We start from the raw sequence: 22,003 nt of genomic DNA, 5'->3' as shown, positions 1-22,003 counted from the left end.
GCAAAAATGAACGTTAACAGCGCGACCGACAGCACCAGCAAGTCAACCAATTCGACAACCAACACCACGTCCACGCCGAGCACCGGCGTCGACTACAACACGTTTCTTAAGCTTCTCATCGCCGAGATGAAGAACCAGGACCCGACCAATCCGATGGACACCTCGCAATACATGAGCCAGTTTGCGCAGATGTCGTCGGTCGAGCAGGCGATGCAGACCAATACCAAGCTGGATTCGCTGCTGTCGTCCCAGTCGCTGTCGCAGGCCGACGGACTGATCGGGAAGACCGTCAGCTTCACCGACTCGACCGGAGCGACCTTCACCGGCAAGGTCACGTCGGTCTCGATCAACAGCGACGGCTCCGTCGCGACCCTCCAGGACGGCACGAAAGTTGCCGTCGGACCCGGCCTCACGATCAGCCAGTCATGAACGAGCGGGACGCCCTCGACATCGTCCAGGCGGCGATCTGGACCATCATCGTTGCCTGCGGACCCGCCGTTGGTGCGGCAATGCTGGTCGGCACGCTCATCGCGCTGATGCAGGCGCTGACCCAGGTCCAGGAAATGACGCTGACCTTCGTTCCGAAGATCCTCGTCATTCTCGTGGTCGTCGCCGTCTCCGGCTCCTTCATCGGTGCCCATCTCTCCACCTTCACCGAGATGGTCTACTCGCATATCGAGCGCGGCTTCTGAGCCGCTGCTCTCTGTCAGCCACCACCCTCGCGTAAGCTTTACACGGCAGATTGCGGGGCGGACCCCCTGCCGGTGACCCATGGCCGATACGTTAGCTGCTAGCCTGCCCAGCCCCCGCCGTTTAGGGGCGGATGCCTTCTTCGCCGGCGGTATCGTGGCCATGCTCACGATCCTGTTCCTGCCGATACCGCCGATCCTGATCGACCTCGGCCTGGCCTTCTCGATCGCGCTGTCGGCGCTGATCCTGATGGTCTCACTGTGGATCCAGCGGCCGCTCGACTTCTCCGCCTTTCCGACCGTGCTGCTGATCGCGACGATCCTGCGGCTGGCGCTCAACGTCGCCACCACCCGTCTGATCCTGTCGCGCGGCGGGGAAGGCGAGCAAGCCGCCGGCCACGTTGTTGCCGGCTTCTCGAAGTTCGTCATGGGCGGCGACTTCGTCATCGGTCTGATCATCTTCGCCATCCTGGTCACGGTGAATTTCGTCGTGATCACCAAGGGTGCAACGCGCATCGCGGAAGTCGGCGCCCGCTTCACCCTGGATGCCATCCCCGGCAAGCAGATGGCGATCGACGCCGATCTGTCGGCGGGCCTGATCGACGACAAGGAAGCGCAGCGCCGGCGCCGCGAGCTCGAAGAAGAGAGCGCGTTCTTCGGTGCGATGGACGGTGCCTCGAAATTCGTCCGCGGCGACGCCATCGCCGGCCTGATCATCACCGCGATCAACATCTTCGGCGGCATCATCATCGGCGTCACCCATCACGGTCTGACGCTGTCGCGCGCCGCCGACGTCTACACAAAGCTCTCCGTCGGCGACGGTCTGGTCACGCAGATGCCGGCCCTGATCGTGTCGCTGTCGGCGGGCCTGCTGGTCTCCAAGGGCGGCACCAGGGGCTCGGCGGAGCAGGCCGTGCTGCGGCAGCTCGGCGGCTATCCGCGCGCCGTGTCGGCCGCCGCGCTGATGATGTTCGTGCTCGCCCTGATGCCGGGACTGCCGATGCCGCCGTTCCTGCTGCTCGGCGGCGTCATGGCCTTCATCGGTTACTCGCTGCCGAGGCGGCAGGCGGCCTTGCAACGGAAGGAAGACGCCCGCAAGTCCGAGGAGCGCGCCCAGGTCGAGGCCAAGGACTCCGTCAAGGAATCGCTCAAGACTGCCGAGATCGAGCTGTCGCTCGGCGGCCACCTGTCGGTGCATATGCTGGGTTCGCGCACCGAGCTTGGCCACCGCGTGGCCAAGATCCGCAAGAAGTTCGCCAAGCAGTACGGCTTCGTCGTTCCCGAGATCAAGCTCACCGACAATCTGTCGATCGATCCGAAGGGATACCAGATCCGGATTCACGACACGCGTGTCGCCAATGGCGAGCTACGGCTCGGCGAGGTGCTGGTGCTGGTCGACAAGGATGGCAAGCCCGACGTGCCCGGCGAAGAGGTGATCGAGCCCGCCTTCGGCATGAAGGCGCTGTGGGTGACGGAAGCTTTCACCGACGAGGTCAAGCGGCAGGGCTGCAAGCCGGTCGACAATTTGTCGGTGCTGCTCACGCATTTGAGCGAAGTGATCCGGGCCAACCTCGCCCAGCTTCTGTCCTACAAGGACATGCGCGGACTGCTCGACCGGCTCGATCCCGAATACAAGCGCCTGGTCGAGGATCTCTGCCCGTCGCAGATCTCCTATTCCGGCCTGCTCGCGATCCTGAAGATCCTGCTGGCCGAGCGCGTGTCGATCCGCAATCTCCATCTGATCCTCGAGGCGATCGCCGAGATCGCGCCTCATGTGCGGCGGTCCGAGCAGGTCGCAGAGCACGTGCGCACGCGTCTTGCCCAGCAGATCTGCGGCGATCTCTCCGACAACGGCGTGCTCAACGTGGTCCGCCTCGGCAATCGCTGGGACCTCGCGTTCCACCAGAGCCTGAAGCGCGACGCCAAGGGCGACGTCGTCGAGTTCGACGCCGATCCACGCCTGATCGAGCAGTTTGCGACGGAAGCCAGCGCGGCGATCCGCAAGTTCACCGAGAACGGCACCAATGTGGTGCTGGCGGTGACCCCGGAAGCCCGTCCCTATGTCCGCATGATCCTGGAGCGGGTGTTCCCGACATTGCCGATCCTGTCGCATGTCGAGGTCGCGCGCAGTACCGAGATCAGGGCGCTCGGAGCCATCTCGTGATCAGCAGCCTCACCGACAGTGTGCTGGTGACGTTCATCGTGTTCTGCCGCATCGGCGGCTGCCTGATGTTCGTGCCCGGCTATTCCAGCGCCATTGTCCCGGTCCAGATCCGTCTGTTCGTCGCGCTCGTTACGACGTTTGCGCTGACGCCGATCCTGATCGCGGTCCTGAAACCTCTGACGGAGAACGCAGCGCCGCTGACGCTGGCACTCCTGATCGGCTCGGAAATCCTCGTCGGCAGCGTCATCGGCCTCGGCGGGCGCGTGTTCTTCCTGGCACTCCAGACCATGGTGACCGTGATGGCGAGTGCGATCGGGCTCAGCAACATCCCGGGCGTACCGATTGCCGACACCGATCCGGCGCCCGCCCTGGTGCCGCTGATCATGGCGTCGGTCACCACGCTGTTCTTCGTGACTGACCAGCACTGGCAAGTGCTGCGCGGGCTGATGAACTCCTACGACGTCTGGCAGCCCGGCACCAGGCTCGGCGACAGCATGGCGCTCGACCAGCTCGTCGGCCGCCTCACGCAGGCATTCGTGCTGACGCTGCGGATCGCGAGCCCCTTCATCGTCTATTCCGTCATCGTCAACCTGGCAGTCGGCCTGATCAACAAGCTGACGCCGGCGATTCCCGTCTACTTCGTCTCGGTACCCTTCGTGCTATTCGGAGGCTTCCTGCTGCTCTATCTCACCAGCGACGAGCTGCTGACGCAATTCATGCTCGGCGTCTCGTCGTGGCTGGTGGAATGACGGCCATGAAAGCGCGCGCGGACAAGCTCGGTCGGATGGTCTCGCTGGTGAAGCTCCAACTCCGGCTGGCCGAATGGCAGCTCGCACATTTGCGGCAGCAGGAGCGAAGCTTGCAGGACGAGCAGGAATGGTTGGTCGGAACCCTGAACGAGGGCAAGCCGCCGGCGGGCTCGTCGAGCGAATCGATCGCGCGGCGTCTCAACAGGACGAGCGTCGGCGCGCGCGCGGTGAAGGAGCAGGCTTCGCGGCAGCTCGACCAGGTTCGTTCGGAGACCCGCCGCGTGAAGCAGCTCCAGGAAGTCGCCAAGGCGGCGCTCGCGGACAAGCTTCGCGATGCGGAAAAGCGGTCGCTCGAGGAGATGACGGGAACAAGCCTTACCGTGCGCGAGTGGACGCCACGGCCAGCCAGCCGGAACAAGACATGATTGTGACAGCGACCACCGACCTCGTTCTCGACGTCCTCGATGCCGCAGACCCCGTAACCCAGCGCGCCGCGACCGCGAAGCTCGATGCGCTGAAATCATCGGATGCCGATTTTGCCGCCACAATGGATGCGGAGGTCGGCAAGGCGAGGGCCGCAACTGCCGATCAGCCCGCGGCGAGGCTAGCGGAAACGCAGTCGACTGCCGTGAACGGGCCGCCGGTGCATGTGATCAAGGCGCCGGCATCCGGCGAGGTCTACCGGAAGTTCGAGGCTTTCATCCTCCAGACCTTCGTGGAGACGATGCTGCCGAAGGACTCGGAGCAAGTGTTCGGCAAGGGAACTGCCGGCGGCGTCTGGAAGTCGATGCTGGCCGAGCAGCTCGGTAGCCAACTGGCAAAGGGCAAGGGCATTGGCATTGCCAAGCAGCTTGCTGCCGCACATCCGGCGGGGCCGGACGTTACGGCGAAGGCCGGATCATGATCAGGGAATGGGTGACAGACGTTGAGGGGTGAATTTCCTATGCAGGCACAAGAAGGCGCGATGGCCCTGGTGATGGAGCAGCCGGAGTTGGACACCGAGGCGATGACGATCGAAGCGGCATCGGGCGATGCGCTGTTGCCGGTGCTGCTGCCGAATGCCGGTGGCGAGGCGGTGGTTAACGCCACGGAGGCGGAGAAGTCGGAGGAGGTGCGTGGCCTGCTGGCGGCGATCCGCCGGCTCGAGAACATCGTCGAGGAGGAGACGGCCGCGCTCGCGACGGGCCAGAAGATCGATTTCGACGATTTCAGCGCCCGGAAGAGCCGAAGCATGCTCGAATTCGTCCGCCTGATGCGGGCGCGGATGCATCTCGGCGCCGAGGTCGAGGTCACCGAGGAGATCCAGCGCCTGCGCGAGAAGCTCGAGCGCAATCGTTCCCTCCTGGAGATGCATTACGACGCGGTGCGCGAGGTCGCGTCCATCATCGTCAAGGCGATCAAGGATGCCGAGTCGGACGGCACCTATACCGGTCGCACAACGCAGGACGGAAAATGATCAGACTCGTTCTGGCCGGGCTCTGGGTCTGCATCCTTACGGCAGGCACGAGCTACGCGGTGGCCTATTGGAAGGAGAACGGCAGCCTGCTGCCGGCCAAGGACGCGTATCTCGACGGGCTGCAATACCAGAAGACGCGGGCGCTGAGCGTGCCCATGGTCGAGAACGGCGGTGTGCAGGGCTACATCGTCGCGCGCTTCGTCTACACCGTGGAGGCGCGGACCTTGCACCAGCTCAACGTGCCGCCGGAGCCGTTCGTCGTCGACGAGGCCTTCCGCAGGATCTATGCCGACGATCGCCTCGATTTCAGGAAGCTCGCTCGTTACGACCTCTCCATCCTCACCACGGCCATCAAGCAGCGTGTCAACGAGCGGATGCAGGCCGACGTCGTCCAGGACGTCCTGGTTGAGGACTTCAACTACGTCTCGAAGGAAGAATTCCAGTCGAAGCCGTAGGCATCACCGCGCAAGCGTGACGCGACTGTCCGGAATGATCATGTCCGAATGAAGCTCTGAGGCGCGATCCTCGTCCGGTCGCGCCTTGCCGCGGCTGCACGCGTGCCGCGAGGCCTGCATTCCGCGGTTCCAGCCCCAGAAAGTGCAACGGCCTCTGCGAAGGTGATCCGCAGAGGCCGTGGTCGGTGGCGTGGCGGCGTACCGCCGCGTCAGTTTCCGGCCGGATATGCTGCCTGGGCGGCGTGCGCCCTGTTGAGGAGGATACCGACCTCGTCCAGCTCCTGCATCGGCACGTCGATGGTCTCGCCGGCCGGGATGTTGAGGCGGTATCCGACGTAGCGCCTTGCCACGACCGCATCGAAGCCGAGACGGTCGCGGAGCTTCTTGCGCAGTTTGCTGACGTGGCTCTCGATCACGCTCTCGTCGAAGGTCGACTCGAAGATGCCGTAGACCGCGTTGAAGATCTGCGTTTTGGTGACCCACTTGCCGTGATTGCTGACCATATATTCGAGAATGCGCAGTTCGCGGCGGGGCAGGGTGAGGGCGTGGCCTGCGATCTCGGGGTCTCGCCCGTTGAAGAAGACCTGGATCCTGGTCTCACAGGGTTTCGGCAGGTCGCCCACCCGGCGGCGCGCGATCGCGGCCGTTCGGGCGAGGATCTCGCGCAGGTGGATCGGTACATGCACGACGTCGTCGACGCCCGATTCGAACAGCTCCAGCGTGTTCTTGAGCATCTTCTGGCCGCTCATGGCGATGATGGGTGCCGCGGAGCGCTTGCGCATTGCCCGCGGCAGGCTTCCGCGGGCATCGCAATCCCCGAGAAGGAAGGCGTCGACCGCCGCCAGATCCGATTCACTCGCAGATTGCAGCCATTCCCAGAATTCTCCGGAGGAGAAGCCGATCGACGACACGCCTTCGCGAACGAGCCCTCCAACGTAGCTGTTCGTGACGCTCTCGCGATCATCAACGATAATATACATCAGTCTTTTCGCCCCTGTTTCGCATTTGTCGCGGCCGGTGGTTGTTGTGATGCCCGGCTCGGCAACCATGCTGTTTGACGATATTTCCCATCCCGCGAACCGTTGTTATGGGTCCGATTTTCGCGGGCAGCCTTACGCATTCAGTGCCTGCGTTTTCCGCGGGCCTGTTACTTCGACTCGATACTGAACGCTTACTGCGTGAGGCTCGGCGGGTGTCTTACGGATCACCTCGCGGAGCGGATTGAGACAGCGACCTAGAACAGTTGCGCCAAGTTGCTTATCGCGTCCGAACGCTACTGAACCTTGTCGATCTCCTCGCCAACGGGCGAGAATCACTTGAGTAGGACCGTAACAATTGCCGTTTTCCGATCAAGCGTGCGCAACGAAGCGATTGCTATGTGTTCTTGTTGCTGTTTGTTTGTTTCCAGTTGTTTCTTGATATATCCAATCGCATCAGTTGATTTGGATTTCGAACTAGTTTTGCACCGTGACGGTCCTATAGTTCCGCATCCCCGTATAATCACAGCTATTTTGGGTAGTGCTGCAAGGCATGCGCAGGACGGGTTTTTCAACCCCGGATTGACTCTCTCCATCGCGTCACCGCCTGCGACAATTCGACTCATGTATGGCGAAGAGACTCCAGCTTGGCGAAATCTTGGCGAGGGTGTGTCTTTCGAGTCGCACTCTCGCCACGTGCGTGACGCGTTTGAGTCATGTGACGTCGCATCGCGCGCGATGAAAAGTTTTCGATGCGCACGTTTCAGGCAAGCTTCGACGAATAAATTCGTCGCTCGAAAGATCGAAGCGAACGGAGCATTTTCACATGTTGTCCGATGGACAAGCTCGTCCCGGCGCGACCGCCGATATTTCCGCGGCGGCGAAGCCGGCTCCGGAAGTGCGCAATACAAACACGACGCAAGCGGCGCAGCCCGCGGCAAGTGCAAAACGTATGTCGGCTGCGTCGAACGACGAAACTCTCGCGAAAGAAGCGCTCGAGGGGTTGAAGCGCATTCGCGCCAAGGCGCGCCTCGACAAGATGGCGATACCCAAGCCTGCGCCGGTCGTGATGAAGCCGGCCGTGATCGTGGCCAAGCCGCCGCCGCCACGCCCGACATGGGTGGCGCCGCTCGCGACATTGGCGGTCGCCGCGATTACGGTGGTGTGCGCCTGCACGGGCGTGATCGCATATCTCACCACCACGCAGCCCGCCCAGAACAGCGTCGCGGCCAATACGGAGATCAGGAATTTGCGCGAGACGGTCGCGCAGCTGCGCAAGCAGGTGTCCGGCGTGTCCGAAAATCTCGATGGCCTGCGCACCGCGGTCGATCAATCGAGCAAGGCGACCAATGATCGTTTCGGCAGGTTCGGCGAGAATCTCGACCGGATCGAGCGGGTCAGTTCGTCCTCGACCGCGAAACTCGACAAGCTTGCCCTCGCGCAGGTTCCGGCGCCGGCAGCGGTGCAATCGCAGCCGACACAGGCTGCGCCGATGATGGCGTCGCTCGCATCGCCCGAGGTCACGGGCTCGGTGCCTCCGTCAGCACCGCGAAAATTGGTCAAGGGCTGGTCGGTCCGCCAAGCCTATGAGGGAATTGCGATCCTGCAGAGCCCGAACGGCGTCATCGAGGTGGTGCTGGGACAGCAGGTGCCCGGACTTGGCCGCATCGAGGAGATCAGGAACGAGAACGGGCGGCTGGTGGTGGAGTCCAGCGGCGGTGTCATCTATTCGTCACGCAAGGCGACGCCCTGATCGACCCACCCTTCTATTGGCGGTGATGCTCGAAGCTGGTGCATAGCAGCTCGACCTCCGGCTCCGCGATCGGCGCGCGGAACAGGCGGCAGCTGAACTCGAGCGTCGTCTTGCCGTCCGCGGTGGTACGATCCTCCCGGAGGAAGATGCAGCGCTTGCAGACGTCGGTATGGTGCCGCTGCTCGGCGGCATCCGACTGATCGAGCACGTGGCGGAGCGCGTCACGGAAATGAATCTTGGCCTCGTCGTCGAGAACGGCAATCGCCTCGACGAGAACGTTGACGGGATCGCGTGCCAGGAACTTCTTGCCCTGCTGCGTGACGCTGAGCATCACCGACCGCTTGTCCTTGGCTGAACGCTTTCGCTCGATATAGCCGAGCCGCTCAAGCTCGCTGATGATGAACGAAGCCGTGCCCCGCGTGGTGCCGACGTAACTGGCGAGCGCCGAGGGCGTGCGGGAAAACCGGTTGGCGCGAGAGAGAAAACGCAGCGCCATCCACTCGCGGTCGCGCAAGCCGTGCTTGGTGCCTTCGAACCAAAGGATTCGCGCGACCTGCTCCATGAGTTCAATCGATTCGCGAGCCAAATTCATTTTAATTCCGGGTCGGATAAAGCTTTATTCAATTGAGCCTTGGGTAGCGCAATCTGGTGGACGACAATGATGCTCTCGGGCGATCCTTCGTCCGAGACGGACGGCGGAGCGCGCGTGGGAAGATGCCTCTTCCGTGTCCGGAGATGGAACTTCCGGATGTGGAACTAGAGCTTCACAAAGAAAGTTCGAGTAAACTGCACGGCTCAACTCTTCCGAAAATTTCAGTCAAATGACTGCGGTTCGGGTGCAAGATTCCGATAGCGCGAAGCATCCCTGCAACATGATGTGTCGTTGCGGTCACTGCGCAACCTATTTGTTGCGGCAAACGTTTCGAATTGCGCGAAGAGGCGACGTGTCTGCAACTTCTGACCGCCTGGCGCGCGGCGGGAGAACCGCAATTTTCAGTTAATGGATGTTGCGTCGCAGCGCGGCTACGCGGTTAAATCCAACACACGATCAAATCCGGGCAACTGGCGCGGGCTGATCCGTTCGCGCCGACGAAGGGATGAGACTGACAGCAGCATGCTCGCAGGCTGGTGATTTGCGTTTCCCCGGCAACTCATGGCGAATGCGTCGCCCCCCGGGGGTACAGGCAGCAGGAAGGAATAGACCGATGAGCTTCGAAACCACCATGACATCCGACGTCGTTGGGCTGACCAAGGTTGCCCCAGTCTCGCGCCGCGGATTCATGAGCGCCACGGCCGCCGTCGCCGCCGGCTACACGCTCGCGGCCGGTCCAGTCCGTGCCGAGGCCATCACGACCGACACCAGCGGCCTCCAGGTCGGCGAGGCCAAGATCAAGGTTGGTTCGGAGGAGATGCCAGCGTATTTCGCCCGCCCTGCCGGTAACACCAAGGCGCCGGTGATCATCGTGGCGATGGAGATTTTTGGCCTGCACGAATACATCAAGGACGTGACGCGGCGCCTCGCCAAGCTCGGCGCCTTCGCGATCGCGCCCGACTATTACTTCCGCAAGGGCACTGACCTGACCAAGATCACCGAGATCAAGGACCTGCTGCCGATCGTCAATTCCAAGCCGGACGCCGAGCTGCTGTCCGATCTCGACGCGGTGGTGGCATGGGCGGGATCGCAGGGCGGCGACACCGCCAAGCTCGGCATCATCGGCTTCTGCCGCGGCGGACGCACGGTCTGGGAATATGCCGCTCATAGCGGCGCGCTCAAGGCCGGCGTTGCCTTCTACGGCACGGTGGTCGACCCCGCCAATCCGCTGTGGCCGAAGAGCCCGATGCAACTCGCCCCCGAGATGAAGGCGCCGGTGCTCGGCCTCTACGGCGGCGCCGATACCGGCATCTCCGTCGCCCAGGTCGAGCAGATGAAGGCTGCGCTCGCGGAGAACAAGAAGACGGCCGAATTCAAGATCTATCCGGACGCGCCGCACGGCTTCCATGCCGACTATCGCGGTAGCTACCGCAAGGATGCGGCGGAGGATGCCTGGAAGCAGGCCGAGGCCTGGTTCAAGAAGTACGGCGTGCTGAGCTGACGCGGGAATTTAAGAGGGCGGCCCAAGCAGCCGCCCTCTTTGTATCAAGGTGCGGTCTCACTTCGTCATCGCGCCATAGACGATGTCCTGGACCTGCTCGCGATAGTATTTGCGCAGTTCGCCAGGCGCGGCCGTTCCCACCACCACGACGAGACGCTCCTTGGGATCGCAGAAGAACTGCGTCCCGAACGCGCCGTTCCAGGTAAACTCACCGGGATTTCCGGGGACTGAGGACAGCCCTTCGCTGGTGCGGACCGCGACCGCAAGGCCAAAGCCGAAGCCGGCGCGATGCGGCTCGATGTTCGCCACGTTGTTCTTGATCTCCGGGCCGAGGTGATTGGTCGTCATGTGGTGCACGGTCTTAGGCGAAAGGATGCGCTGGCCGTCGAGCTCGCCGCCGTTGAGCAGCATCTGCCCGAAGCGGATGTAGTCGCCGACCGTCGCAAACGAGCAGGCGCCGCCGCAATCGAATTTGGTTGGGGTATCGAGCAGCTTGATGGCCTGCGGCTTCCCCGTCAGCGGATCATTGGCAAACGGCCGGGCGAGGCGAGGGCGCTGCGCGTCGGTCGGGTGGAAGGTCGCGTCCTTCATACCGAGCGGCTGCCAGACATTGGCGGCGAGATAGTCGCCGAGCCGCTGCTCGCTCACCTTCTCGACCACGGCGCCGAGCACGTCGATCGAAAAGCCGTACTCGAATTCGGTCGAAGGCTGGTGCGCCAGCGGCAGTTTCGTCATGCGATCGACGAAAGCCTGCGTGTCGCCTTCAATGGCCGGTGCGACGCCGTCAGGGTATTGCCGTGCCACCGGGCTCGAACTGTCCGGCCGGCCGCCATACATCAATCCCGACGTGTGCCGGTAGAGATCGTGGATGAAGATCGGCGAGGCCTGCGGATCGAGCTTCAGCGAACCGTCGGCCTCGGTTACGCCGACCTTCATGTCGGCAAGCCGGGGTAATAGTCGGAGAGCTTGGCCTGGAGCGGCAGCTTGCCCTGTTCCATCAGCGTCAGGCCCGCGACCGCGGCCATCGGCTTGGTCATCGAGGCCAGCGCGAAGATCGCGTCGACCGAGATCGGCGTGCCCTTGTCCGGATCGAGCATGCCATAGGCCTTGTAGTGGACGAGCTTGCCGTCCCGTGCCACCGCAACGACCGCGCCGGGGACACGCTTGGCGGCGATCTCGCGCGCGAAGAAGCTGTCAAGCCGCGCAAGACCCTGTTTCGAGAAGCCGGTATCGTCAGGGTTGGCTTCGGGCAGCGGTGCGGCGCTGGCTGCACCGAATGTGACAGCGGCAGCCACCGCCGCGATCATGGCGATCGTCTTGTTCATTATATCCTCCCAGGGCGAGCTCATTGTAAGAGTGGCTCGCTCGTGCCTAGATCACGACCGCGCCCGATCGAAGTCAAGCGCGGGCAGGGCATGTCAGGGAGGCGCCGGAATCCTATCGTCCTTCGCCCGCGCGCCACAGTGCATCAAGGGCATGGCGGTAGGTCGGCCACGCCAGCGTGACGCCGAGCTCGCGCTTCAGTTTCGCATTGGAGACACGGACGCTGCTGGCATAGAAGCTGCGCGCCATCGCCGACATCTCGGCCGTCGCGAAGGCTTCTTCCGACGGCGGTGCCACGCCCATCAGTTCCGCGGCATAGGCGATCACGTCCTGCGGCGGCGCGGGCTCGTCGTCGCAGACGTTGAAGATGCCGCTTCCCTGATGACGAAGCGCGGCCATGATCGCACTTGCGATGTCATCGACGTGGATGCGGTTGAAGACCTGTCCGGGCTTGATGATGCGCCGTGCCGTGCCCGCCCGCAGCGTCACCAGCGCGTTGCGACCGGGGCCGTAGATGCCTGCAAGCCGCAGGATCGCGACATCGCCGCTTCCCGTCTCTGTCCAGGCCTGTTCCGCCGCGAGCCGCATGCGAGTGCGCTCGAACATGGCCTGCGGCGGCGTGCTCTCGTCCACCCAGCTGCCGGCGTGATCGCCATATACCCCGATGGTGGAGAGATAGATGATCCTGCGATGGCCCGCTGCCAGCACGTCGGCGAAGGCCGTGAGCGCGGGATCGCCAGCGTTGCCGGGCGGGATCGACACCAGAAGGACATCGGCCTCGCTGATACGCTTGATCGTCTCGTCAGCTGGACTGCCGCCGGCAAAGGCATGCATCTCGATATCTGCGAGGTCGTTGCGCTGCCCGGGATCGCGCACGGTGCCGGCGATTTGCGAGAAGCTGCCGCCGAACTGACGGACGAAATGCTGGGCACTGTAGCCGAGGCCAAGGACGAAGAGCCGCATGAATTTCCCGTGCAGGTCGGAGTTCCCGTTCGCGCCGTGCGCACCCCGCTCATAAGAGATTTTTGGGTCCGGCAAAAGATATTGCGATTTTACTCGCCTGCCAGTGCGGGCGATGGTCGCGTATCGGGAGGAGGTGCCGATCATGCAGGCAGAAGCGATCGCGCCATCCGGCGCCGCCGGACTGATCCGCCATGCGGCCGCGCTGATCTTCGACGTCGACGGCACCCTGGCCGAGACCGAGGAGCTGCACCGGCAGGCCTTCAACCACGCCTTTGCCCGGGCCGGCCTCGGCTGGCAATGGGACCGCGCCGTCTACAAGGACCTGCTGCGGGTGACCGGCGGCAAGGAGCGCATGCGCGCCTACCACGCAAGGCTGGGGGGCGCTCCGCCTTTGCCGGATGCTGATATCGCCGAGCTTCACCGCATCAAGACCGCGCATTATGGGGAGCTGATCGAAACCGGCTGCTGTCCCTTAAGGCCCGGCGTATCGGACCTGCTCACTGCGGCCAGGACGCGCGGCCAGCGGCGCGCAATCGCGACCACGACCTCGCACGGGAATATCGATGCGCTGCTGTCACCGGCGCTCGGCAAGCGCTGGGCCGCGGACTTCGATGCGGTGGTCGCTGGTGATGAAGTCAGGCACAAGAAGCCGGCGCCGGATGTTTATCTCGAAGTCCTGGCCCGACTGCGGCTGCACGGCTCCGAGTGTGTCGCGATCGAGGATTCCGGCAATGGACTGATCGCGGCCTCGCGTGCTGGCATCCCCGTCCTCATTACCAAAAGCATGTTTTTCCGGGACGATGACTTCAGCGAAGCGCGAGCGGTGCTGGATGATCTGTCGGAACTCGGGGGCTCAAAACAAAAAAGTGAAAAACAACCCCATGCACAGTAGATCACGCCCGCGTGAGGGCTGTGGTTAGTGCACCCGGTGGCTCGCTCTATCGTCCTCGGCCTGCTCGACAATCTGCGCGATTGGGCTCGACTGGTGATGCACCAGGCGCCAGCCGTCGCCGACGCGGCGAAAATGGTTGGCGGCGGCCAAAGCGGTGCCGTCGACGATCTCGATGCAGAGCACGCGGGCACTGTCGCCATCGACGATCGCTTGCGGTTCGGCGCAGGTGATCTGCGGCCTTTCAGGGTTTTGCAGGATGTCGCGCCAGCTTCCGATCACGGTGGCACGTCCGATGATCGCAGGCCAGCCCGGATGGATGCAGGAAATGGCGTCGTCATCCGCCCACATCCGCTCCATTCCGTCGAAGTCGCCGGTCGAGAAGGCGTCGTAGAAAGCCGCGTTTGCGGCGATGATCTTGCTGTCCTTTGCCATGCCTCTCGGGTGCGGCAATGGCAGGCAAAAATCAAGCGCGACTTCCGATCGATTTTGCGTTCGATTTTGACCGCAGTGCAGCATTGCTGCCCGCTTTGTAGTCACGCCGAGACTGACGTCTCCACCGCCCGCCGCGCGCCATCCTTATAAAGACGGCCGAGCGCCGAGGTCACGGCCTCGCGCAGGCGCGGTTCAGTGCCCAGCGGTCCGAACACTTTTCCGACGCCGAGCAATGCGGGCGCGAGCTTTTCCGCGACGGGGCCCGCCTCACGCGCCAGCGCGGCGAACTCGGCGGCTAGCGGATCGCGCACGTCGATGGCGCGGCCTTGCTCGTCAAGCGCGGTGACGTAGCGCATCCAGCCGGCGACCGCGAGCGCATGCGTTGCGATCGGCAGGCCTTTTGCGAGGCGGTCCTGCATCGCGCCGAGCAGGCGTTGCGGCAGCTTTTGCGAGCCGTCCATCGCGATCTGCCAGGTGCGGTGATGCAGCGCCGGATTGGCAAAGCGCTTGAGCAGCGAGGCGCGATAGGCTGCGAGATCCGTGCCGGATGGCATCGTCAGCGTCACCGCGGCTTCTTCCATCACCTGCGCGGCAAGGCGCGCGAAATGCGGATCCTGCATGGTGTCGGCGATGGTCTCATAGCCGGCGAGATAGCCGAGATAGGCCAGCGCGGAATGGCTGGCGTTGAGGAGGCGCAGCTTCATCAGCTCGAACGGCTTGACGTCGGTGACGAGCTCGACGCCGGCTGCGGCAAGATCGGGCCGGCCTGCGGCAAAGCGATCCTCGACCACCCATTGCGTGAACGGTTCGGTCATGACCGGCCATGCGTCGCGCATGCCGAGCGCCGAGGCGACCGCATCGCGGTCGGCATCAGTCGTTTCCGGCACGATGCGATCGACCATGGTGCAAGGGAAGGCGGCCGCATCCGCGATCCACTTGCCGAGATCCTTCGACCGCAGCGCCGCGAACTGCGTCACGATCCGTTGCACGGTGTGGCCGTTGGCGGCGAGGTTGTCGCAGCAGAGCACGGTGAAGGGCGCAAGCCCCTGCGCCCGCCGGCGCGCCAGCGCAGCCACGATGAAGCCCGGGGCCGAGCGCGGCGCATCAAAATTGTTGAGGTCGTGCACGACATCAGGATGCCGCTCGTCGAGATCGCCGGTCTGCGGCGTGTGGCAATAGCCCTTTTCGGTGACCGTCAGGGAAACGATGCGAATGGCGGGATCGGCCATCCGTTCGACCAGCGCCGCCGGCTTCTCGCGCGCGACGACGCTGTCGAGCAGCGCGCCGATCACGCGGTGCTCGGTGCCTTCGGCGGCGCGCACGGCGACCGTATAGAGATGATCCTGCGGGGCGAGGGCGTCGCGCGTATCCGGGCTGCGCAGGCTTGCGCCGATGATGCCCCACGATGTGGCCCCAGTGGCGAGGCAATCGTCGACGACGACGGCCTGATGGGCGCGATGAAAGGCGCCGAGACCAAGATGCACGATGCCGGGCGTGACGCGTGAACGGTCATAGGCCGGGCGGCGGATGCGAGGTGCCAGCCGGTCGAGATTGGCGCGGCCAAGGCGCTCTGGATTAAGCCGCATGGTCGTCTCTCCCTGTGTTTGGCCGCTGCTTGACATGGCACCCGTATCAGGTCAATGCTCCGGTCAATTGGTAAGGCCAATTATCCAAAAATTGGCGGGCCGCGGGCGTGAAGTCCCCGTACGACCCTTTCGGGAGGACCAGCGTGCCGCTGGAAGCTGTGGAGGCGAGACGGCTTTATCGCCAGGTCGCCGATCAATTGCGAAGCCTGATCGACAGCGGCGAGTACGCGGTCGGCAGCCGCTTGCCGACCGAGCGCGAGCTTGCCGAGCAGCTGAAGATCTCCAGGCCGACAGTCCGTGAAGCGCTGATCGCGCTCGAGGTTGAAGGTCGCGTCCGCATTCGCGTCGGTTCAGGCATCTATGTGACCGAGCCCGCGGATGCCGCGCCCGCGCTGCCAGCCGCCGGCATCGAAGGCCCGTTCGAGCTGTTGCGCGCCCGCGAATTCCTGGAAGGCGCCATCGCCGAGCAAGCCGCGCGCGTGGCGACTAACGACGATATCGCCCGCATCGACGCGTCGCTTGTCGCGATGGAGAATGTCGAGCATCCCGGCGAAGCCTCGATGGTGCACGACCGTGCGTTCCACGTCGCGATCGCCGGAAGCCTCGGCAATGCCGTTCTGGTGCGCGTGGTCGGCGAGCTGTTCGACCAGCGGCTCAATCCCTATTTCGCGCAGCTTGCACATTATTTCGAGAGCCCGGGCACCTGGCGCACTGCGCTCGATGAGCACCGCGCCGTGCGCGACGCGATTGCTGCGCATGATCCCGATGCCGCCCGCGATGCCATGCGAAAACATCTGGCGCGCTCGCAGGAACGCTTTGCGCAGAATTTTGGCGCCGAGGGCGCCCCGGGTTCGACCAACGGGCGAGCTCGGCCGGCGCGAGCCGCGGCCAAGCCGGCAAAACCAAAGAGAGCGCCGAAGAAGCAGGCCAAAAGCGGCAGTACGCGGCGGCGATGAGATTGGGCGGCCCGCATCCGCGTAGGGGCGGGCGAACAAGAAGCAGACTTAGAAGATGGAGGAAAAGTCAGTGTTGAAGAAAATGACGATGGTGCTGGCGGTCTCGGCCGCGGCAATGTTCGCGGTGACCAATCCCGGCATGGCGCAGACCAAGCTCAAATGGGCGCATGTCTACGAGACCTCGGAGCCGTTCCATACCGCTTCGGTCTGGGCCGCGCAGGAGATCGGCAAGCGCACCAACGGGCGCTATGCAATCGACGTCTATCCGGCGTCGCAGCTCGGCAAGGAAGCCGACATCAACCAGGGCCTCTCGCTCGGTTCGGTCGACATCATCATCTCCGGCTCGAGCTTCGCGGCCAAGAGCTTTCCGCCGATCGGCGTGACCTACTATCCCTACACCTTCCGCGACGCCGACCATCTGCTCGCCTACACCAAGAGCGACATCTTCAAGGAGCTCGCCAAGGGCTATGAGGACAAGAGCGGCCACCACATCGTCGCGGTGACCTATTACGGCGTGCGCCAGACCTCGTCGAACAAGCCGATCAAGACCTGCGCTGACCTCAAGGGCCTGAAGATGCGCGTGCCCGATGTGCCGGCGTATCTCGCAATGCCGCGCGCCTGCGGCGCCAACACCGCGCCGATCGCGTTCGCCGAAGTCTATCTCGCGCTCCAGAACGGCACCGTCGAGGCCCAGGAGAACCCGCTGACCACGATTGAGGCCAAGAAGTTCTACGAGGTGCAGAAGCACATCGTGCTGACCGGCCACATCGTCGACCATCTCAACACGGTGGTGGCGGGCGCGCTCTGGAAGAAGCTCAGCGACGAGGACAAGAGGATCTTCACCGACGTGGCGCAGGAAGCTTCCGCCAAGGCGACCGCGGAGATCAAGCAGAACGAAGCCAAGCTGGTCGCCTTCTTCAAGGAGAAGGGCCTGACTGTGACGGAGGTCGACAAGAACGAGTTCCGCGACACCGTGCTGAAGAACGTTCCGTTCGAGACGTTTGGCTACCGCAAGGCTGACTGGGAACGGATTCAGGACGTGAAGTAACGACGCCAGTCTCGCTGCAAGACCCTCATGGTGAGGAGCGCAGAACGCGCGTCTCCGGACGATGCTTCGCATCGCCGGGCGAACCATGAAGGCCCCGGCGCCACTCAAGTGTCGCCCGGGGCCGTCCTTCGAGGCGCTTGCTTCGCAAGCTCCTCAGCATGAGGAGCGGAAGCGAGTTTGACGCAGAAGAACTAAGTCGTTTGAAGGAGTAGCCACATGTCGAGCGTCGAAGTGCACCGGCAAATCACCGGGGACGAGATCGCCCATACCTTCGAGGAGGAGGCGGTGCCGAAGGTCGATCTCGGCGTCTACGCTTTCGAGGACTGGGTCGCGCTGGCGATCTTCTGGGTGATGGCGCTCGCCGTCTTCCTCCAGTTCTTCACCCGCTACGTGCTCAATGACAGCTATGCCTGGACCGAGGAGATCGCGACCTACTGCCTGATCGGCGTGGTCTTCATCGGCTCCTCGATGTGCGTGCGGCTGTCGCGGCATATCCAGGTCGACCTGATCTATCGCTATCTGCCCCACCTGGTGGCGCGCGGGCTGTCCACGGCGATCGACCTGATCCGGATCGCCTTCTTCGGCTACGCCATCAAGCTGGTCTGGGTCTACATCCAGATCATCGGCGACGAGTCGATGACCACGATCAATCTGCCCAAGGACTACGTCTACTACGCCGTGCTGGCGGGCTTCGTGCTGATGTTCGTGCGCTCGGTGCAGGTGGCCATACAACATTTGCGACAGGGCTACTCGATCCTCGAACGTCCCGGCGCTTACGACGGTTTTGAAGGGTAAAGTTATGCTGCTGTTGCTTGGAGGCTTTCTCATCCTGATGCTGCTCGGCGTTCCCGTGGCGATTGCCATGGCTGCGTCGTCGCTGCTCTACATCCTGGTCAGCGGCGTGACGCCCGATGTTACGCTGGCGCAACGCATGATCGCCGGCGTCGAGAGCTTTCCGCTGCTCGCCGTGCCGTTCTTCATCCTGGCCGGCAACCTCATGAACATCGCCGGCGTCACCGGCCGCATCTACAAATTCGCCGTCGCGCTGGTCGGCTGGATGCGCGGCGGCCTCGGCCACGTCAACATCATCGGCTCGGTGATCTTCTCCGGCATGTCCGGCACAGCCATTGCGGATGCCGCCGGTCTCGGCACCATCGAGATCAAGGCGATGAAGGATCACGGCTACACCACGGAGTTCTCCGTCGGCGTCACCGCGGCCTCCGCGACGCTCGGGCCGATCATTCCGCCGTCGCTGCCTTTCGTGATCTACGGCATGATGGCGAACGTCTCGATCGGCGCGCTGTTTTTGGCCGGCATCATTCCCGGCGTCGTCCTGACGCTGCTGATGATGGCCACCGTCACCTATTTCGCGCACAAGAACAAATGGGGCAGCGACACGCCGTTCTCCTGGCCGCAGCTCGGCTCGGCCGGCCTCGAGATCGCCATTGTGCTCGCGTTTCCGCTCGCGATCTGGCTGATGGTCGTCGCCGGCATGTCGACCAACATGGCGGTGGTCATCGGTCTCGGCGTGCTGCTCGCGATCGACTGGTACTTCGACTTCTCCGCGGTGATGGCGCTGATGGCGCCGGTGATCCTGATCGGCGGCATGACGCTGGGCTGGTTCACGCCGACGGAAGCCGCGGTCGCCGCCGTGATCTGGTCGCTGTTCCTCGGCCTCGTCCGCTACCGCACCATGACCTTGAAGACGGTGGCGAAGGCGACCTTCGACACCATCGAGACCACGGCCTCGGTGCTGTTCATCGTCACGGCCGCCTCGATCTTCGCCTGGCTGTTGACGGTGTCGCAGGCCGCCCAGTTGCTGTCGGACTGGATGCTCAGCATCACCCACAACAAATGGGTGTTCCTGGCGCTCGCCAACGTGCTGATCCTGTTCGTCGGCTGCTTCATCGACACCACGGCGGCGATCACCATCCTGGTGCCGATCCTGCTGCCGATCGTGCTCAAGCTCGGCATAGATCCCATTCATTTCGGCCTGATCATGACGCTGAACCTGATGATCGGCCTGCTGCATCCGCCGCTCGGCATGGTGCTGTTCGTGCTCGCTCGCGTGGCAAAGCTCTCGGTCGAGCGCACGACGGTCGCGATCCTGCCCTGGCTGGTGCCACTGATGCTCGCGCTGATCGCGATCACCTACATTCCCGAACTCACCCTCTGGCTGCCAAAATACATGGGACTCTCCAAATGACCTCGACTGCTCTCGCCGCAACCCTGTTCGGCCCCGAAGATCTGCGCATGATCGAGCATCCGCTCGACAAGCTCGCGTCAGGCATGGTGCGCATCCGCTTCGGCGCCGGCGGCATCTGCGGCTCGGACATGCATTACTTCCGCCACGCCCGCACCGGCGATTTCGTGGTGAAATCGCCGCTGGTGCTCGGCCACGAGATCTCGGGCGAGGTCGTGGAGATCTCGGGCTCGGCGGCGAACCTGAAGGTCGGTGACCGCGTTGCCGTCAACCCGTCGCGCTGGTGCGGCCATTGCGTTGCCTGCCGCGAGGGTCGGCCGAACCTCTGCGAAAACATCTACTTCATGGGCTCGGCGTCGAAGACGCCGCACATGCAGGGCGGTTTCGCCAATTATTTCGACGCCATCCCCGCGCAGTGCGTAAAGATTCCGGACCATGTCTCCTATCAGGCCGCGGCGCTGGCCGAGCCGCTCGCGGTGTGCCTGCACGCGGTCGCGCGCGCCGGCAACATCGAGGGCAAGCGCGGCATTATCTTCGGCGCCGGCCCGATCGGGCTCCTGACCATGCTCGCGGCGCATCGTGCCGGCATGGCCGATGTCACGGTGGCCGACATCGCGCCGGCGCCGCTGGCTTTCGCGACCAAACTCGGCGCATCGCATGTCGAGAACGTCTCGGCCGGCGAGGAAGGACTGAAGGCGCAGGCTGCTTCGCGTCCTTACGATGTCGCTTTTGAAGTCTCGGGCACGGCTGCGGGCCTTGCCAGTGCGATTGGCATCGTCCGGCGCGGTGGCGTGGTGGTGCAGATTGGCAATCTGCCGGGCGGCCAGATTCCGACGCCGTCGAACGCCGTGATGGCGAAGGAGATCGACCTGCGCGGCTCGTTCCGCTTCGGCTTCGAGTTCATGACCGCAGTGGAGTTGATTGGCGCCGGCAGCATCGACGTGCTGTCGCTTGTCACCGCCGAGCGGCCGCTGTCGACCGCGCCGGACGCGCTGCGGCTCGCGCTCGACCGCTCGCAGAGCGTCAAGGTCGTGCTGACCGCGAACTGATCGGAGAGTACGACCATGATGTTAGAAGGATGGCGCTGGTACGGGCCCGATGATCCCGTGTCCTTGGATGACGTCAGGCAGGCCGGGGCGACCGATATCGTCTCGGCGCTGCATCAGGTGCCGATCGGGGAAGCCTGGACGCGCAAGGCGGTCGAGGAGCGCAAGAATTTTATCGAGAACGGCCAGCCCGGCCGCTCGCAGCTGACCTGGTCGGTGGTGGAATCGATCCCGATCCCCGACGACGTCAAGCGTCTCGGCGGAAAGGCGACCAAGTCGATCGAGGCATGGATCGCGAGCCTGGAAACGGTCGCCGCCTCAGGCATCAAGATCATCTGCTACAATTTCATGCCTGTCGTGGACTGGTGCCGCACCGATCTGGAATGGGAGTTGCCGAACGGCGCTCGCGCCATGCGCTTCGACCAGGATCGGTTCGCGGCGTTCGAGCTGCATATTCTGAAGCGGCCCGCCGCCGTGCAGGAATATTCGCCCGAGCAGCAGGCCCGCGCGAAAAAGCTGTTCGACCAGATGAGCCAGTCCGATATCGACTATCTCATCATGGTCATCGCCAGCGCGCTGCCGGGCTCGACCACCGAACCGATGACGATCCCGCAATTCCGCGACCGGCTGGAATCCTACCGCGACATCACGCCAAAAATCCTGCGGCAGCATCTCGCCGAATTCCTTGGTCGCGTCGCACCGGTGGCCGAACAGCTCGGCGTATCCTTGACGCTGCATCCCGACGATCCGCCGCGTCCGCTGTTCGGCCTGCCGCGCATTGCGTCGTCCGCCGACGATTACCAGGCGCTGTTCGACGCCGTGCCGTCGAAGGCGAACGGCATCTGCCTGTGCACGGGCTCGCTCGGCGCGCGCGCGGAGAACAATCTGCCCGCCATGGCCGAGCGCTTCGGCCCGCGCATCGCCTTCGCCCATCTGCGCGCGACCAAGCGCGAGGCTGACGGCCTGTCATTCTACGAATCCGATCATCTCGACGGCGACGTCGACATGGTCGCGGTGCTCAAGGCGCTGCTGAAGGAGAATGCGCGGCGCGCGCCGGACAAGAGAATCGTGTTCCGTCCCGATCACGGCCACCGCATGCTCGACGATCTCGCCGCCACCAAGCGCATCAATCCCGGCTACACCGCAATCGGCCGTCTCCGCGGCTTAGCCGAACTCCGCGGCGCGATCCGCGCGATCGAGCATCGATAGGACAGCAGG

General features: G+C 63.8%; 22 protein-coding genes and 1 pseudogene. 17 read left to right on the top strand and 6 right to left on the bottom strand.

Annotation, left to right across the window (positions count from 1 at the left end):
• Nucleotides 1-6 precede the first annotated feature (6 nt).
• The 8 genes from flgD to IVB29_RS20140 all read left to right on the top strand — a co-directional run bounded on the left by flgD (nt 7) and on the right by IVB29_RS20140 (nt 5,513).
• Nucleotides 7-429: a flagellar hook assembly protein FlgD gene (flgD, locus tag IVB29_RS20175; RefSeq protein ID WP_247505108.1), complete on the top strand. Its 423-nt coding sequence runs from the start codon at nt 7-9 to the stop codon at nt 427-429.
• A complete protein-coding gene (gene fliQ, locus IVB29_RS20170; RefSeq protein WP_247505107.1) occupies nt 426-692 on the top strand; it encodes a flagellar biosynthesis protein FliQ in 267 nt (88 codons plus the stop codon). The genes flgD and fliQ overlap by 4 nt, the downstream gene beginning before the upstream one ends.
• Before the next feature lie 79 nt (nt 693-771).
• The gene (flhA, locus tag IVB29_RS20165) at nt 772-2,853 is read left to right on the top strand and encodes a flagellar biosynthesis protein FlhA (RefSeq protein ID WP_247505106.1); all 2,082 of its coding nucleotides are present in this window, start codon (nt 772-774) and stop codon (nt 2,851-2,853) included.
• Nucleotides 2,850-3,602: a flagellar biosynthesis protein FliR gene (gene fliR, locus IVB29_RS20160; RefSeq protein WP_247505105.1), complete on the top strand. Its 753-nt coding sequence runs from the start codon at nt 2,850-2,852 to the stop codon at nt 3,600-3,602. The genes flhA and fliR overlap by 4 nt, the downstream gene beginning before the upstream one ends.
• A 5-nt stretch (nt 3,603-3,607) precedes the next feature.
• Entirely contained in the window at nt 3,608-4,027 is a 420-nt protein-coding gene (locus IVB29_RS20155) for a hypothetical protein (protein ID WP_247505104.1), read from the top strand.
• Nucleotides 4,024-4,506, top strand: a complete 483-nt coding sequence (locus IVB29_RS20150) for a rod-binding protein (protein WP_247505103.1) — start codon at nt 4,024-4,026, stop codon at nt 4,504-4,506. Before IVB29_RS20155 ends, IVB29_RS20150 begins: the two co-directional genes overlap by 4 nt.
• A gap of 39 nt (nt 4,507-4,545) precedes the next feature.
• The gene (locus tag IVB29_RS20145; RefSeq protein WP_247505102.1) at nt 4,546-5,058 is read left to right on the top strand and encodes a flagellar biosynthesis protein FlgN; all 513 of its coding nucleotides are present in this window, start codon (nt 4,546-4,548) and stop codon (nt 5,056-5,058) included.
• Nucleotides 5,055-5,513: a hypothetical protein gene (locus IVB29_RS20140; protein ID WP_247505101.1), complete on the top strand. Its 459-nt coding sequence runs from the start codon at nt 5,055-5,057 to the stop codon at nt 5,511-5,513. The genes IVB29_RS20145 and IVB29_RS20140 overlap by 4 nt, the downstream gene beginning before the upstream one ends.
• Before the next feature lie 209 nt (nt 5,514-5,722).
• On the opposite strand, the gene IVB29_RS20135 is transcribed toward IVB29_RS20140, so the two are convergent.
• On the bottom strand, nt 5,723-6,493 hold the full coding sequence (locus IVB29_RS20135; RefSeq protein ID WP_346731294.1) for a response regulator transcription factor: 771 nt from the start codon (nt 6,491-6,493) through the stop codon (nt 5,723-5,725).
• Nucleotides 6,494-7,316: 823 nt separating this feature from the next.
• On the opposite strand from IVB29_RS20135, the gene IVB29_RS20130 reads away from it, so the two are divergent.
• Nucleotides 7,317-8,243 (top strand): hypothetical protein, encoded by a 927-nt coding sequence (locus IVB29_RS20130; protein WP_247505099.1) that lies wholly within the window; start codon nt 7,317-7,319, stop codon nt 8,241-8,243.
• A 13-nt stretch (nt 8,244-8,256) separates the two neighbouring features.
• On the opposite strand, the gene IVB29_RS20125 is transcribed toward IVB29_RS20130, so the two are convergent.
• Entirely contained in the window at nt 8,257-8,835 is a 579-nt protein-coding gene (locus tag IVB29_RS20125; protein ID WP_247505098.1) for a MarR family transcriptional regulator, read from the bottom strand.
• 613 nt (nt 8,836-9,448) lie between these two features.
• Here IVB29_RS20125 and IVB29_RS20120 point away from each other — a divergent pair.
• Nucleotides 9,449-10,336 carry a dienelactone hydrolase family protein gene (locus tag IVB29_RS20120; protein ID WP_247505097.1) on the top strand — a complete coding sequence of 296 codons (888 nt, stop codon included), beginning with the start codon at nt 9,449-9,451 and terminating at the stop codon, nt 10,334-10,336.
• Between the two features lie 57 nt (nt 10,337-10,393).
• On the opposite strand, the pseudogene IVB29_RS20115 reads toward IVB29_RS20120, so the two are convergent.
• Both IVB29_RS20115 and IVB29_RS20110 read right to left on the bottom strand, forming a co-directional pair.
• A pseudogene (locus tag IVB29_RS20115) lies at nt 10,394-11,661 on the bottom strand (serine hydrolase domain-containing protein).
• Between the two features lie 112 nt (nt 11,662-11,773).
• Entirely contained in the window at nt 11,774-12,622 is an 849-nt protein-coding gene (locus tag IVB29_RS20110; protein ID WP_247505096.1) for an SDR family oxidoreductase, read from the bottom strand.
• Between the two features lie 142 nt (nt 12,623-12,764).
• Between IVB29_RS20110 and IVB29_RS20105 the strand changes: the two genes are divergently transcribed.
• Nucleotides 12,765-13,514, top strand: coding sequence for an HAD family hydrolase (locus tag IVB29_RS20105; protein ID WP_247505095.1), 750 nt, complete (start codon nt 12,765-12,767; stop codon nt 13,512-13,514).
• A 24-nt stretch (nt 13,515-13,538) separates the two neighbouring features.
• Here IVB29_RS20105 and IVB29_RS20100 read toward each other — a convergent pair whose 3' ends face one another.
• Together IVB29_RS20100 and IVB29_RS20095 are read right to left on the bottom strand one after the other, a co-directional pair.
• Nucleotides 13,539-13,946 (bottom strand): nuclear transport factor 2 family protein, encoded by a 408-nt coding sequence (locus IVB29_RS20100; protein ID WP_220011890.1) that lies wholly within the window; start codon nt 13,944-13,946, stop codon nt 13,539-13,541.
• Between the two features lie 101 nt (nt 13,947-14,047).
• On the bottom strand, nt 14,048-15,532 hold the full coding sequence (locus tag IVB29_RS20095; protein ID WP_247505094.1) for a mannitol dehydrogenase family protein: 1,485 nt from the start codon (nt 15,530-15,532) through the stop codon (nt 14,048-14,050).
• 143 nt (nt 15,533-15,675) lie between these two features.
• On the opposite strand from IVB29_RS20095, the gene IVB29_RS20090 reads away from it, so the two are divergent.
• From IVB29_RS20090 to uxuA, 6 genes are all read left to right on the top strand, one after another.
• A complete protein-coding gene (locus IVB29_RS20090) occupies nt 15,676-16,488 on the top strand; it encodes a FadR/GntR family transcriptional regulator (protein ID WP_247505093.1) in 813 nt (270 codons plus the stop codon).
• An 88-nt stretch (nt 16,489-16,576) separates the two neighbouring features.
• Nucleotides 16,577-17,536, top strand: coding sequence for a sialic acid TRAP transporter substrate-binding protein SiaP (locus IVB29_RS20085; RefSeq protein ID WP_247505149.1), 960 nt, complete (start codon nt 16,577-16,579; stop codon nt 17,534-17,536).
• A gap of 216 nt (nt 17,537-17,752) precedes the next feature.
• Nucleotides 17,753-18,331 carry a TRAP transporter small permease gene (locus tag IVB29_RS20080; protein WP_247505092.1) on the top strand — a complete coding sequence of 193 codons (579 nt, stop codon included), beginning with the start codon at nt 17,753-17,755 and terminating at the stop codon, nt 18,329-18,331.
• 4 nt (nt 18,332-18,335) lie between these two features.
• A complete protein-coding gene (locus tag IVB29_RS20075; protein WP_247505091.1) occupies nt 18,336-19,742 on the top strand; it encodes a TRAP transporter large permease in 1,407 nt (468 codons plus the stop codon).
• A complete protein-coding gene (locus IVB29_RS20070; protein WP_247505090.1) occupies nt 19,739-20,788 on the top strand; it encodes an L-idonate 5-dehydrogenase in 1,050 nt (349 codons plus the stop codon). The genes IVB29_RS20075 and IVB29_RS20070 overlap by 4 nt, the downstream gene beginning before the upstream one ends.
• A 15-nt stretch (nt 20,789-20,803) precedes the next feature.
• Complete coding sequence (gene uxuA / locus IVB29_RS20065; RefSeq protein WP_247505089.1) at nt 20,804-21,994, top strand: mannonate dehydratase; 1,191 nt, start codon at nt 20,804-20,806, stop codon at nt 21,992-21,994.
• Nucleotides 21,995-22,003 lie beyond the last annotated feature (9 nt).

It is taken from the genome of Bradyrhizobium sp. 1, from assembly GCF_023073315.1.
Lineage (GTDB): Bacteria > Pseudomonadota > Alphaproteobacteria > Rhizobiales > Xanthobacteraceae > Bradyrhizobium.
This window is presented reverse-complemented; position numbering and strand designations above follow the sequence as displayed.

Bases quoted from the DNA above. Each gene is read 5' to 3' on its own strand.
- IVB29_RS20135 (WP_346731294.1), bottom strand. From the start codon at position 6,493: ATGTATATTATCGTTGATGATCGCGAGAGCGTCACGAACAGCTACGTT.
- IVB29_RS20075 (WP_247505091.1), top strand. From the start codon at position 18,336: ATGCTGCTGTTGCTTGGAGGCTTTCTCATCCTGATGCTGCTCGGCGTT.
- fliQ (WP_247505107.1), top strand. From the start codon at position 426: ATGAACGAGCGGGACGCCCTCGACATCGTCCAGGCGGCGATCTGGACC.
- flgD (WP_247505108.1), top strand. From the start codon at position 7: ATGAACGTTAACAGCGCGACCGACAGCACCAGCAAGTCAACCAATTCG.
- IVB29_RS20145 (WP_247505102.1), top strand. From the start codon at position 4,546: ATGCAGGCACAAGAAGGCGCGATGGCCCTGGTGATGGAGCAGCCGGAG.
- IVB29_RS20150 (WP_247505103.1), top strand. From the start codon at position 4,024: ATGATTGTGACAGCGACCACCGACCTCGTTCTCGACGTCCTCGATGCC.
- IVB29_RS20125 (WP_247505098.1), bottom strand. From the start codon at position 8,835: ATGAATTTGGCTCGCGAATCGATTGAACTCATGGAGCAGGTCGCGCGA.
- IVB29_RS20070 (WP_247505090.1), top strand. From the start codon at position 19,739: ATGACCTCGACTGCTCTCGCCGCAACCCTGTTCGGCCCCGAAGATCTG.
- IVB29_RS20140 (WP_247505101.1), top strand. From the start codon at position 5,055: ATGATCAGACTCGTTCTGGCCGGGCTCTGGGTCTGCATCCTTACGGCA.
- uxuA (WP_247505089.1), top strand. From the start codon at position 20,804: ATGATGTTAGAAGGATGGCGCTGGTACGGGCCCGATGATCCCGTGTCC.
- IVB29_RS20085 (WP_247505149.1), top strand. From the start codon at position 16,577: ATGGTGCTGGCGGTCTCGGCCGCGGCAATGTTCGCGGTGACCAATCCC.
- IVB29_RS20080 (WP_247505092.1), top strand. From the start codon at position 17,753: ATGTCGAGCGTCGAAGTGCACCGGCAAATCACCGGGGACGAGATCGCC.
- IVB29_RS20100 (WP_220011890.1), bottom strand. From the start codon at position 13,946: ATGGCAAAGGACAGCAAGATCATCGCCGCAAACGCGGCTTTCTACGAC.
- IVB29_RS20110 (WP_247505096.1), bottom strand. From the start codon at position 12,622: ATGCGGCTCTTCGTCCTTGGCCTCGGCTACAGTGCCCAGCATTTCGTC.
- IVB29_RS20155 (WP_247505104.1), top strand. From the start codon at position 3,608: ATGAAAGCGCGCGCGGACAAGCTCGGTCGGATGGTCTCGCTGGTGAAG.
- flhA (WP_247505106.1), top strand. From the start codon at position 772: ATGGCCGATACGTTAGCTGCTAGCCTGCCCAGCCCCCGCCGTTTAGGG.
- IVB29_RS20130 (WP_247505099.1), top strand. From the start codon at position 7,317: ATGTTGTCCGATGGACAAGCTCGTCCCGGCGCGACCGCCGATATTTCC.
- IVB29_RS20105 (WP_247505095.1), top strand. From the start codon at position 12,765: ATGCAGGCAGAAGCGATCGCGCCATCCGGCGCCGCCGGACTGATCCGC.
- IVB29_RS20095 (WP_247505094.1), bottom strand. From the start codon at position 15,532: ATGCGGCTTAATCCAGAGCGCCTTGGCCGCGCCAATCTCGACCGGCTG.
- IVB29_RS20120 (WP_247505097.1), top strand. From the start codon at position 9,449: ATGAGCTTCGAAACCACCATGACATCCGACGTCGTTGGGCTGACCAAG.